At 45.6% G+C, this 12288-nt stretch carries 14 protein-coding genes; 4 read left to right on the plus strand and 10 right to left on the minus strand.

The features are described 5' to 3' along the window. Positions 1-152: 152 nt before the first annotated feature. The gene (locus ACYVD3_RS08830; protein WP_460642146.1) at positions 153-716 is read right to left on the minus strand and encodes a DNA-3-methyladenine glycosylase I; all 564 of its coding nucleotides are present in this window, start codon (positions 714-716) and stop codon (positions 153-155) included. Further along, entirely contained in the window at positions 717-1589 is an 873-nt protein-coding gene (locus ACYVD3_RS08835; RefSeq protein WP_460642147.1) for a methionyl aminopeptidase, read from the minus strand. Between the two features lie 355 nt (positions 1590-1944). On the opposite strand from ACYVD3_RS08835, the gene ACYVD3_RS08840 reads away from it, so the two are divergent. Beyond that, positions 1945-3423, plus strand: a complete 1479-nt coding sequence (locus ACYVD3_RS08840; RefSeq protein ID WP_460642148.1) for a DUF1846 domain-containing protein — start codon at positions 1945-1947, stop codon at positions 3421-3423. Between the two features lie 63 nt (positions 3424-3486). On the opposite strand, the gene deoC is transcribed toward ACYVD3_RS08840, so the two are convergent. From deoC to ACYVD3_RS08865, 5 genes are all read right to left on the minus strand, one after another. Beyond that, entirely contained in the window at positions 3487-4140 is a 654-nt protein-coding gene (gene deoC, locus ACYVD3_RS08845) for a deoxyribose-phosphate aldolase (protein WP_460642149.1), read from the minus strand. 17 nt (positions 4141-4157) lie between these two features. After that, positions 4158-5486: a pyrimidine-nucleoside phosphorylase gene (locus ACYVD3_RS08850; protein WP_460642150.1), complete on the minus strand. Its 1329-nt coding sequence runs from the start codon at positions 5484-5486 to the stop codon at positions 4158-4160. 22 nt (positions 5487-5508) lie between these two features. After that, on the minus strand, positions 5509-5922 hold the full coding sequence (locus tag ACYVD3_RS08855; RefSeq protein ID WP_460642183.1) for a cytidine deaminase: 414 nt from the start codon (positions 5920-5922) through the stop codon (positions 5509-5511). An 84-nt stretch (positions 5923-6006) separates the two neighbouring features. Further along, complete coding sequence (locus tag ACYVD3_RS08860; protein ID WP_013271785.1) at positions 6007-6342, minus strand: cyclic-di-AMP receptor; 336 nt, start codon at positions 6340-6342, stop codon at positions 6007-6009. A 113-nt stretch (positions 6343-6455) separates the two neighbouring features. Next, positions 6456-7034, minus strand: a complete 579-nt coding sequence (locus ACYVD3_RS08865; RefSeq protein ID WP_460642151.1) for an NUDIX hydrolase — start codon at positions 7032-7034, stop codon at positions 6456-6458. Between the two features lie 94 nt (positions 7035-7128). Here ACYVD3_RS08865 and ACYVD3_RS08870 point away from each other — a divergent pair, with 94 nt between their 5' ends. After that, positions 7129-7674, plus strand: coding sequence for a ferritin-like domain-containing protein (locus tag ACYVD3_RS08870; RefSeq protein WP_460642152.1), 546 nt, complete (start codon positions 7129-7131; stop codon positions 7672-7674). Positions 7675-7721: 47 nt separating this feature from the next. Here the strand turns inward: ACYVD3_RS08870 and ACYVD3_RS08875 are convergent, their stop codons facing one another. Together ACYVD3_RS08875 and ACYVD3_RS08880 are read right to left on the minus strand one after the other, a co-directional pair. Continuing rightward, positions 7722-8120: a ribosomal maturation YjgA family protein gene (locus ACYVD3_RS08875; RefSeq protein ID WP_460642153.1), complete on the minus strand. Its 399-nt coding sequence runs from the start codon at positions 8118-8120 to the stop codon at positions 7722-7724. A gap of 181 nt (positions 8121-8301) precedes the next feature. Further along, positions 8302-9246, minus strand: coding sequence for an esterase/lipase family protein (locus ACYVD3_RS08880; RefSeq protein WP_460642184.1), 945 nt, complete (start codon positions 9244-9246; stop codon positions 8302-8304). Here ACYVD3_RS08880 and ACYVD3_RS08885 point away from each other — a divergent pair. Further along, a complete protein-coding gene (locus ACYVD3_RS08885; RefSeq protein ID WP_460642185.1) occupies positions 9191-9439 on the plus strand; it encodes a hypothetical protein in 249 nt (82 codons plus the stop codon). The genes ACYVD3_RS08880 and ACYVD3_RS08885 overlap by 56 nt on opposite strands. Before the next feature lie 474 nt (positions 9440-9913). Here ACYVD3_RS08885 and ACYVD3_RS08890 read toward each other — a convergent pair whose 3' ends face one another. Then, positions 9914-11830: an endonuclease MutS2 gene (locus ACYVD3_RS08890; RefSeq protein ID WP_460642154.1), complete on the minus strand. Its 1917-nt coding sequence runs from the start codon at positions 11828-11830 to the stop codon at positions 9914-9916. A gap of 134 nt (positions 11831-11964) precedes the next feature. Between ACYVD3_RS08890 and ACYVD3_RS08895 the strand changes: the two genes are divergently transcribed. Next, complete coding sequence (locus ACYVD3_RS08895; protein WP_460642155.1) at positions 11965-12267, plus strand: hypothetical protein; 303 nt, start codon at positions 11965-11967, stop codon at positions 12265-12267. Positions 12268-12288: the final 21 nt, after the last annotated feature.

Here is a 12288-nt window from a genome sequence, read left to right on the forward strand (position 1 = left end):
TAAATATTTAATATTTTACCACATTTTGTAAAATTTTCCAATATAAATTACATTCTCCGGATGCAGCCCTTATTTGTGAACCTCTTATTTCATAAACTATGTATGCTTTATCTAAATAATGCCCCCGCTTTTCCTTATCTCAGCCTCTTCTGTTATTCCCGGACATCCTTTCTGCAAAAGCAGGAAAGCTCATGGTCATTGACCACGCCTACTGCCTGAAGATAAGAATATATGGTAACAGAACCTACAAAGGCCATTCCCCGTTTTTTCATATCCTTTGAGACCCGGTCTGACAGCTCTGTTTTTACCTGGAAGCAGTCATCCTGGTTGACCATGACCTCATTGTTTGTAAACTCCCATAAATACTTAGAGAAAGAACCGTACTCCTGCTGGATCTCCTTAAACACACGGGCATTTTTCACGGCAGCTTCCATCTTTTTCCGGTTCCTTATAATATCCCCGTTCTCCATTAAGTCCTTTATCTTTTCTTCACCATAGCATGCCACCTTTTCCACATCAAAATCATCGAAGGCTTCCCGGAAGCCTTCTCTTTTTCTCAGTATGGTGATCCAGGAAAGCCCTGCCTGAAAGGTTTCCAAAAGGAACATTTCGTAGAGCTTCTTATCATCATAAACCGGCACTCCCCACTCTTCATCATGATATTTCACATACACCGGAGAGGATTCATCCACCCAAAAACAACGTTTTTTCTCCATTTATCTTGCCAGCACCTCCGGTCCCTGTTCTGTGATCAAAACCGTATACTCCCACTGGGCGGACAGGCTTCCATCCTTTGTGTAAATGGTCCACCCGTCCTCCTCATCCTGCACTACGTCGGCCTTTCCTGCATTTACCATTGGTTCAATGGTAAATATCATTCCCGGAACAAGAAGCATGTCAGTCCCTCTTGTGCCAATGTGGCTGACCCACGGCTCTTCATGGAAATCCACCCCAACTCCGTGTCCGCCGATTTCCCTCACTACCGTAAAGCCATTGGCATAGATATATTCAGAAATCGCTGCTCCGATATCCCCTAAATGGCCCCATGCCCTGGCTTCCTTAAGGGCCAGGTCCACGCTCTCCTTTGTGACCCGGACCAGCTTTGATGCCTCAGGAGACACCTTGCCCATGCAGTACATTCTGGACGCATCGGCATAAAAGCCGTCCACAATGGTAGTCACATCCACATTGATAATATCCCCTTCCTGCAAGATCCGTTTTGGATCCGGGATTCCGTGGCATACTACTTCATTGACTGAGGTGCACACACTTTTGGGATATCCCTCAAAATTAAGAGGGGCGGGGATTCCTCCCAGCCTAATGGTGTTTTCATGCACCAGGATATTAATATCTTCCGTGCTGATGCCTGGCTTCATCATCTCATCCACCAGGTCAAGAACCTTGTTGTTAATAATTCCAGCCCGTCGGATTCCTTCAATTTGAGCTGGTGTTTTTATCATATAGTGCTCCGGAACCTCATCTCCCATGACTGCGTAATTTTCAAGCTTTTGGTCAAAAGGCAGGTGGCAGCTTTTATATTTCTTTCCGCTTCCGCACCAGCATGCATCATTTCTTCCTATTTTAAACATTTTGATCCTCCTTCTTACTACAACGTTTTAACACGTTTAAAGACAGTTGTAAAGGGTTTCAGGAAAAAGAAGGGGAAGGAAAAAATCCATGGCAATTTCATAACTTATATGATACAATTTATAAATACTACGGTCAAATAGTTCGTGCATGCTTTAAATTCAGCCATGCCATTCATAATTTAGCGGATATAACATATTCTAAAGGACATATATGTATGCCGCCAAATTATTCATGTCGGGCGTCCGCCCTATAGGACCATTTGTGAACTCTGTACTTTGTGAGCAAGCTCACACCCGCAGAGTTTACAAATGGTTCTGCATGGCAAAACGGTAAGCGCACATCATGGAGGGACAAATGAAATTGGGATTTGATAACAACAAATATTTAACCATGCAGTCAGAGCACATCAAGGAACGGATCAGCCAGTTTGGAGACAAGCTATATCTGGAATTCGGCGGTAAGCTGTTTGACGATTACCACGCTTCCAGGGTACTTCCCGGATTTGAACCTGACAGCAAGCTCCGCATGCTGATGCAGCTATCGGACCAGGCAGAGATTGTAATCGCCATCAACGCTGCCGACATCGAGAAAAACAAGATCCGTCACGATCTTGGCATCACCTATGATGTGGATGTATTCCGCCTGATCCAGTCCTTTACGGATAAGGGACTCTATGTGGGAAGCGTTGTTATCACACAGTACTCCGGACAGAATTCCGCTGATTTATTTAAAAGCAAACTGGAAAAAATGGGGATAAAGGTATACCGCCACTATATCATTGACGGTTATCCAAGCAATGTTTCTCTTATTGTCAGCGACGAAGGATACGGAAGAAATGATTATATAGAAACCACAAAGCCCCTTGTTATCATTACGGCACCGGGGCCCGGCAGCGGAAAGATGGCAACCTGCTTATCCCAGCTCTATCACGAGAACAAGCGGGGAATCAAGGCCGGATATGCCAAATTTGAGACATTCCCTGTCTGGAATATCTCCTTAAAGCATCCGGTAAACTTAGCCTATGAGGCCGCTACGGCGGATTTAAACGATGTGAATATGATCGATCCTTTTCACCTGGAGGCCTATGGAAAAACCACGGTCAATTACAACAGGGATGTAGAGATCTTTCCTGTATTAAGCGCTATTTTTGAAGGGATATACGGGGAATGCCCTTATAAATCCCCTACGGATATGGGCGTAAATATGGCCGGCTTCTGCGTGGTGGATGACGAGGCCTGCAGGGAAGCTTCCATGCAGGAAATCATCAGACGTTATTACCAGGCCCTTTCCCGCCTGGCAAGGGATATGGGTTCCAAGGAAGAGGTCTATAAGATCGAACTTCTCATGAAGCAGGCAAAAATAACCACTGACATGAGAAAAGTGGTGAACGCCGCCAATAAGCTGGCAGAAATAAAAGGCTCTCCGGCTGCTGCCCTTGAGTTAGACGACGGAACCATTGTCACAGGTAAGACTACCAACTTATTAGGCGCATCCGCGGCCCTTTTGTTAAATGCGGTCAAGGTCTTAGGAAACATCCCTCATGACATCCACCTGATTTCTCCTTCTGCCATTGAGCCCATCCAAAAATTAAAAATCAACTACCTGGGGAGCAGAAATCCCCGTCTCCATACGGACGAAGTTTTAATTGCCCTGTCAGCCTGTGCGGCTGCCGATCCCAATGCCCAGGTGGCCTTGGAGCAGCTTCCCAAATTAAAAGGGCGGGAAGCTCATACTTCTGTGCTTCTTTCCGATGTGGATGTAAAGATATTTAAAAAACTGGGCGTGAACTTAACCTGTGAGCCCATTTATGAAGAGAAAAAGATTTATCATTGATGTAACTGCAATTCCCCTCCGGCCTGCTGTTTCCAGGCCGGAGGGGAATCTTTATCTTTATCTTTATTCTTTATTTTGTGCTGCCAGCTTTACGGCCGCGCTTGCGCCCACCCTGCTGCATCCTGCTTCGATATAAGCCCTTAGATCTTCCAGGGTTCTGACTCCGCCGGCTGCCTTGATCTTTACGTCAGGCCCGATGTGCTTTTTAAACAATTCGATATCCTCTAAAGTCGCTCCGCCGGTTCCAAATCCTGTGGAGGTCTTGATATAATCAGCACCTGCTGCCGTAACTGCCTTGCACATGGCGATTTTCTCTTCTTCCGTCAGATAGCAGGCCTCAATGATGACCTTTAAAATGTTGTGGCCCACCGCTTTTTTAAGTTCTGCGATTTCCTCTTCCACCTTCCGGTAATCCCCATTTTTCACATCGCTGATATTCACGACCATGTCCACCTCAGATGCCCCATCCTCAATGGCTTTCTTTGTCTCAAGAACCTTTGACGACGTTACGCTGTAGCCCAGCGGAAACCCCACTACGGTACAGATATTAAGGCCTGGGAATTCCTCATGTATCCGGCTGATGTAACAGGGAGGGATGCACACAGAGGCCGTTTTATATTCCACGGCTTCCTTACAAAGCTCTTTTATCTCCTCCCATGTGGCAAATGCCTTTAAAAGAGTGTGATCCACGTAACTTAACATTTCTAAATCTGTCATTATTTTTTCCATCCTTTCTATTGTGTCAGGCGTTTCACGCCTTCTTTTGTAACACTGGCATAAATCAGTGGCTCCTTTTCCGGCTTCTGACTGCCAATGGTAACCGCCTTTAAAAATTCCTCCTCTGAAGCAGCAAACAGCTCTTCCACAGAAGTATAGAGCACAGCAATGGTCTCTCCCTCTTCCACCTTCTGGCCTGCCTTTTTCTTAAGGGCTATCCCGGCCGTATAATCGATGACGCTTTCTTTGGTAACTCTTCCGGCTCCTAAAAGCGAAGAGGCGATTCCGCATTGTTCTGTGTTCATGTGAGTGATATAACCGCTCTTTAAGGCCTTCACTTCTCTTTCAAATGGGGCTTTGGAAAAAAGGCCTGTGTCCCTGATCACCGAAGGATCGCCGCCCTGGGCTTCCACCATGGCAATGAGACGTTCCAAAGCGCTTCCATCGGCAATGACCTCTTCTGCCAGAACACGGCATTCTTCCAAGCTGCCTTTTCCTGCCAGGTAAAGCATACCGGAAGCCAGGCTTAAACAAACTTCTGTCAAGTCCCCAGGCCCTCTTCCCTGAAGGGTTTCCACCGCCTCAATGACCTCCAGGCTGTTGCCGATTAAGCTTCCCAGGGGAATGTCCATATTGGTGATAAGGGCCATGGTTCTCTTTCCTGCATGTTCTCCAATAGCCACCATCTTCTCCGCCAGGGTGATGGAATCCTCCAGGGTCTTCATAAATGCCCCGCTTCCGGTTTTCACATCCAGAAGAATGCAGTCATTTCCTGCTGCCAGCTTTTTGCTCATAATAGAAGCTGCAATCAGGGGGATACTGTCCACGGTTGCTGTTACATCCCGAAGGGCATAAAGCTTTTTATCTGCAGGAGCCAGGTTTCCGGACTGTCCGATAACGGAAAGACCGGCCTTATTGACCACCTGGAAGAACTCTTCCTCTGTAAGCACTGTTTTCATTCCCGGGATAGATTCCATTTTGTCAACGGTTCCTCCCGTATGGCCCAGACCCCGGCCAGACATCTTTGCAACCTTGACCCCGCAGGCTGCCACCACAGGAGCTACCACCAGAGTTGTCTTATCTCCCACGCCTCCGGTGGAGTGTTTATCCACCTTCACGCCCTGAATGGGAGATAAGTCCACCATATCGCCGGAATGAGCCACCGCATCGGTAAGAATGGCCGTTTCCACATCACTCATCCCTTTAAAATAAATGGCCATCAGCATGGCGGACATCTGGTAATCCGGAATATCTCCCTTTACATAGCCATTGATCATGAAGCGGATCTCTGTCTCTGTGAGAGCCTCTCCGTTCCGTTTTTTTGCAATGATATCGTACATCCTCATAATGCACTAAAACCTCCCTTCCCTATTTGGAATCCAAGTTCTTTTTTGTAAATCCCAAAGGCAGCAACTCCTTTAAGGCATACACAGAAGCTTCCTTTCCTGCCCCCAGAATGATCTTAAATTCCTCAGGATCACAAAATTCTGCCATTACCTGCCGGCAAACCCCGCAGGGAGCACATAATTCTCCCTTTTCTCCCCTTTTATTTCCTACAATGGCAATGGCATCAAAATCCGTGACACCCTCTGAGACCGCCTTGAAAAACGCCGTACGCTCCCCGCAGTTTGTGGGCGTAAAGGCTGCATTTTCAATGTTGCAGCCCCGGTAGACCTTTCCGTTCTTTGCAAGCAAGGCTGCTCCAACGCAAAAATCCGAATAAGGCACATAAGCCATCTTCTGAGCCTCATAAGCCTCTGCCACCAGCATGTTTTTAGTCATCTCATCCAACTTCAAAGACACACCTCCCATGATTCCTTCCGCAGTTGCGAAAAGGGATTGCTCTGCAATCCCTTTGCTGATTTCTCAAATCTTCTCGAATCGTTCCACATCAGTCACAAATATAGTAGCTCCGCCAAGTTCCACTGTCATGGGCATCATCATATATCCGGCTGAAACAGACGCAATATTTGGTGCCGGAACGTTGCATGTAATCTTCTGGCGTTTTCCGCAGGTATCTTTAATCAATGTGATGACTTCCTCTACCTGTCCATCATCAGTACCGATCATTAACGTAGAGTTTCCCTTCTTTAAAAAACCACCTGTTGTGGCAAGTTTTGTCACACTGAACTGGTGCTCATTCAGCACATCGGTCACCCTGTTACCATCATCGGAGCTGACGATGGCGTAAATAATCTTCATATCTACCACCTCGCTGTCTTATTTGGCAAAACTTCATTTATTAGCTGCCTCTATTATAAAGCATAATCAGGAAAAATAAAACAGAAAATTAGAAAATAATTATCAATTTTCTGTTAATAATTCCTATCCCTCATTTTATTAAGAAGCTTTTTGTAGATTCTGTCTCTCATCCACGGCTCATTTATGGCCATCAAACATTCATCTACAGCAAACCAGCCCACGGCACTGTTTTCATCCTCTTTTTTATGAAGGACCTCTCTGTCATCGGCTTCCAGGAGATAGGTCACATTTATGTGAAGGTGGGAGGAAACATAAGCCCCTTTCTTCTCATGTCCGTCCACCGTCAACACTTCCAGGGAAAAGATATCCTCTGTAACTGGCCTTACCGTTGTAATACCGGTTTCTTCCATGGCTTCCCGGACAGCTACCTTAAGCAGATCCATTTCCCCATCTGCGTGGCCTCCGGTCCATGCCCAGGAATCATAGATGTTATGATAGGCCATAAGAACCTTATCATGGGACTGATTTACCACCCAGGCCGATGCCGACATATGGGCACCTAAGCTTTCCCGGAAAAATATGGATTCCCCTGATGAGAGATATTGGAGCAGCATCTCCTTATCCCTTTCTTCCTGCTCGTTATACGGGTAAAAATCTTCCACTGTTTTCTTAAATTTCTCTTTGCAGTCCATGTCTTTAGTTCCTCCATCTTCCTGTGTTTTTAAGTCATACTCTATCATCTGGCGGATATATTTAAAATAGAATAAATTGAAATGAGGGTATCATATGGATTTATCAGCTCTTATTTTTTCTGACAAAGATCCCTGGCCTCCCATAGAGATCATTTCTCAAAATAAGCGGTATGCCGCAGCCATGCTTTCTAACATAGGCGACTGTAATTCCGAAATGTCCGCTATCAGCCTTTATATTTACAACAGCATGATTACCAGAAACTTCTTCTTCGATATAGCGGAATGTTTCCATAAGATCAGCATTGTTGAAATGCATCATTTAAATACCTTTGGGGAATTGTCCATGATGCTGGGCGCAGATCCCAGGCTGTGGAGCTTCCAGAACGGGCGCTTAAGGTATTGGACTCCCGCCTGCAACCGCTATCCCACCCGGATCGGGCCTCTTGTCTCCAATGCCCTTGCAAGCGAACTGGAAGCCATCCGGAAATACCAGGACCAGGCGGAGTGGATCGATGATTGCAGGATCAAGGCAATCTTAAACAGGATCATAGCCGATGAGCTTTGCCATGTACAAATTTTCCGTCACATCCTGGCTGAACTTAACAACGACCTTTCTGTCCCCCCTGCGTTCCAGGCATAGGCGGCATTTCACCTGATTACTTATAGTTAGCTGAAAAAACTGAATGCTTAATTTACCTGCTTTTCCTTTTCATACCCACGCCGCTTTACCATTTCAAACAAGAATAATCCGGTACAACCTGCCAGATAGCAGGCAATGTCTTTTAGATCAAAGGTTGAACCAATAATTATCCTTGCAATTTTATAATCGCTAAGGCCGAGGAGCTTCACTAAATGAAAATACTGCCCCACCTCCGTCAATACGGTAAAAACCAATATGTACCATGGGAGCAGCTTAACTTCTTTCCCCACAAACGACCTGATAAAGCAATAAATTAGTACCACAACCAAAATGTCGCCAACGTACGGCCTGATGAATTTATCATTTATGAAAACGGCTATTAATACTTCAATAATGAAAATAATGATAAAGGCACATAGATACTTAATGTTTAATCTGATTCTCACGTTAAACTCCTTTACTCAATCAAAATCAAGGCAGCATGGCTTAAAGCGTTACTGCCAGATAACCTCCGGCATTCACGGGCATTCTCATGCCGGAGGTTATTTTTATCTGCTTCATAAGAAGCGTATTTATCCCGGCTTAAGTTTATTGCCTGTTATACAGACTCACTCTAAAGCTTCATTTCTACAGACCTTTTAATTTTAATTTATTTACCAAATCGACATAGAACTCGCAGACGTCAAAGCCTTCGATATTCTTCCTTGTTAAGTCAATCATATCGCCGTGGGAAATACCTTGCCTGCTTTCAGAAGTCACTACGCCGAGGAAATTCCCCCATACCATTGATTTCGCAGAAACAAGCCCGTCGTTTTCTCCGCCCCCGAAAAATTTTATGATACCGTATCCCACATTAAGGGGAAACATAGCTCCAAAATAGGAACGAATACACGAGCCAACGCTTTGATATAAAACGCCGGGGGTATCCTTCATAATCCTGTTCAGCCGCTCACATTCCTTATCAGTTAAGTCTTTCAGGCCATTAAAAAAATCCGGATCGTAATCGCCGAGCCTGGTATAGATGGATTCGTACTTATTGCCGATGGCCGCAACCGCCTTTTTCGGAATCCTCTCCAATAACTTACGAACGTAATTACAGCCCAGGTGCGGCGTATTAATCGTCGTAAGCGACGCAATATATTTTTCCATTCCGAGACAGCTTACCGCATACCGGGAATCAAGTCCGCCCTTGGAATGTGCAATAATATTGAGCTTTTCGCAGCCGGTCTCCCGGACAATATTCAGGATACACTCTTTTAGTTCATTCGCGCATTGCTCGACCGATGCGGACGACTGGTGGCTTCCGTAATAGATTACAGCTCCGTTATCCATAAGCTCCTTGGGTATCCGGCCCCAATAATTGAAGTTTTTCCAATCCCTGAAAAATATCCCATGGACCATCAGGACAGGATATTTGGTTTTGCATAATTCCTCGCATTTCCTGTCTCTGTTTCGTTGGTGTTTCCCGACAGTGAATTTATACTCAGAAGCCGATACGCCAAGGAATTTCCTGAGTATGACAACATTCACAACGGGCATCCACCAAAAAAGCAGCAAGCTTATCCTCGGCATGATCCCCAACTGGCCGGAACAGGTGAATATTCGTATAATCCCGTTGAATAGCAGAATAAAAAGAAGGCTCCCGCATACAAATATGTTTATTATAAGGATATGTACTCCAATTTCCCTGCCTTTGGCTAAAACAAAGAGATACGCCAGCGCCTCAAATGCAAAGCAGGAAAAAGCCGCAAGCACCAGCTCATAGCCGCCGATTAGTACCCTAAGCCTGTATTGCAGCGATTTATCTCTCCGCGGAACAATATTGAAATAAACATAAAATACGGTAAGAGCTATACCTGCCGCTGTAGATGCCCCGGTGCCGGGAATTACATGCGCCACAAAAATGATGTTCAAAAAAAGCATAAGCAGAAAATAACATATAATCCGTTTTATGATAATTATGATTATCCCTCCCCCATATAAACTTCAGCTACGTTACATTATTTTACCATAGCGTATGCAATATCGTCAAATTAAGCAAGACTCATTTATGCTTAATCCTGTCATAGAATTTCATCTTCCAGGAATATTACGTTCAAATTTTCTATCAGGTTTCAATTCTTCATGGTCCTTGGATGGGCACTGGGATGGGTCATATAAACATATCAAAAAGAGCCGGACGAGTATTTACGTCCGGCTTCCTGGCAGGGCTTGACGGCGGCCTTTTAAGGCCCCAGGATCACTCCGTTCTGATCTCCAGTCCCTCCTGATATCCCTTTTCCATCTTATGCCTGGCTTTTCTGTTATCCACGGTATCGAAAATTATGGAAAAATCATAATCCTCCGGGTAAAGCTCCTCTGCTGCCACAAGAAGCTTTACCCTTTTCTGGTTGATCCAGATTTTCTTATCCGGCATCTGGACCTGGAGCACTCCCTTCTCATTGACAGGAGTGCACACAATTCCCTTTTTCTTATCCGGATAAACAAAAACACTGTCCCCAATGGTGAACTTTTGTTCCATGACATTTTTATTTGCCACCGTTTTTTTCAGCTTTTCAATTTTGGGACTGCCTGCCTTTTTGATCCCAGCCTTTTCTTTTAAGGAATCCGGCTCCTCTTCCTGTAAGCTTTCCCGGTCTCCGTAAGCATATTTTCTGGCCCTCTTGATCATGCTGTCCGGCATTCCCAGGCGTTTGGCAATATAAAGGGCGCAGCTCTCTCCGGCTTCCCCGATTTCCATGCGGTAGAGAGGCTTAAGGGTTTCCTTGTCAAAAGCCATCCTTGCGTTTGTAATGCCCTCCGCTTCTTTAGCGTAGGTTTTTACCTCCGGGTAATGGGTGGTTGCCAGAAAAAGGCAGCCGTTGTTTCTCAGCTCTTCCAGTATGGCAATTGCAATGCCCATACCTTCCGCAGGGTCAGTTCCTGATCCCAGTTCATCCAGGATTATCAGGCTTTCCGGACCGGCTGACTCCAGAATCTTCATTACATTGGTGATGTGGGCGGAAAAGGTGGATAAGTTTTCCGTAATGTTCTGCCCATCGCCAATGTCACAGAGCACCTGGCTGTTCATGCAGAGACCGGCTTCCCCGCAGGGTACATGAAGGCCGCATTGAGCCATAAGGGAGAAAAGCCCTACCGTCTTGATGGCTACGGTCTTTCCACCTGTATTTGGCCCTGTAATAACGATGCCCCGTCCATTCCTTCCCAGCTCAAACTCAAGAGGCACCACGGTTTCCGGGTTCATAAACGGATGGCGGCCGTTTGTGATCCTTATGATCCGTTCCGTATTGATCTCAGGCGGGGTGCCGTCCATTGATGCACTTAAGCTTCCCTTTGCAAACAGAAAATCCAGCTTTTCCAGAAGACGTTTATCCGCCTCCAGCACCTCTAAATTATCTTCCACTGATGCAGTGAGCACATACAAAATCCTTCTTGCTTCATTTTCCTCCTCAATCTTTAAAAGCTCCAAATCCCTGTTAAGCTCCATAATAGCCGCCGGTTCAATAAACAGGGTGGAACCGGTTGAGGACTGGTCAATGACACTGCCGGGAACTGATGTCCTATAATCTTTTTTCACCGGGAGGCAAAGTCTGCCGTTTCTTAACGTCACATAAGAATCGGAAAAGTACTTTTTATTTCCCCTTAAAATGGCTTCTGCTTTTGTCCGCAGCTTTTCTTCCAGTCTGGCCACATCCTGCCGGATGTTTTTTAGATATTTGCTGGCGCTGTCCTCTACTTTTCCGTTTCTGACGCTTTCATAAATCTCCCTTGCCAGATCCTCCAACGGGTTTAAGTCCTGCTCATAATAAGGCAGGCCAAGCTCCAGGTATTTGCACCGGTTTAAAAAATCCTTAAACCGCTTCACTGCAGTGAGCATTCCCCCAGCCCGCTCCAGTTCCTCTGCGGACAGGCAGCCTCCCTGCCTTGCCGTGTTCATGATCTCCTGCAAACCGTTCATGGTGACGGCAGGAGGCAGCCCCATCCGGTCAATGATGGTCCTGGCTTCCGTGGTATCCCGAAGGCTCTTTTTTACCTCGCCTTCCTTCATGGATGGGGTTAAATTGCGAATCCTCTCTTTGGCTGCTTCCGTGTGGGCAAATTCCTCAAGCTTTTCTAAAATAAGATTAAATTCCAAAATCTGAAATGTGTGATCCATGTAATTCTCCTCGTTCCTACTGTCCTTTCAACTGGTTTCCTAAGGTTCATGGAGCATGGCGGCAGGATAATGGCTCTACCAACTAAGAAAAACACGTTTTGCGAGTTTTTCTTAGTTGCCGGGACATTGGCCAAATGAATATGCAGGCATATTCGTTCGGCTCATTGCTTGCACAAAAAAAGCCTGCAAGACTACAAACCGACGTCTTACAGGCTTTCAACCTTGTTCTGTCTGCTTTGTATCCCATGGGCAAAACAGGTACACGAAATAGAGGAAAGACCTATGGCCTTCCTGATCCGATTCCTGCTTTTCATATGAAACTGCCTTATGCTCCATGTTTAAATACAATTAACAAACACACACATCCTATCATTTATACTTCCATTACTATACCACGGAAAGAAAATCCGGTCAATCCTTTTTCTTTTCCTTATTGACAAGGTGAAATGAATCCCATA

The organism is Lacrimispora brassicae, from assembly GCF_054772055.1.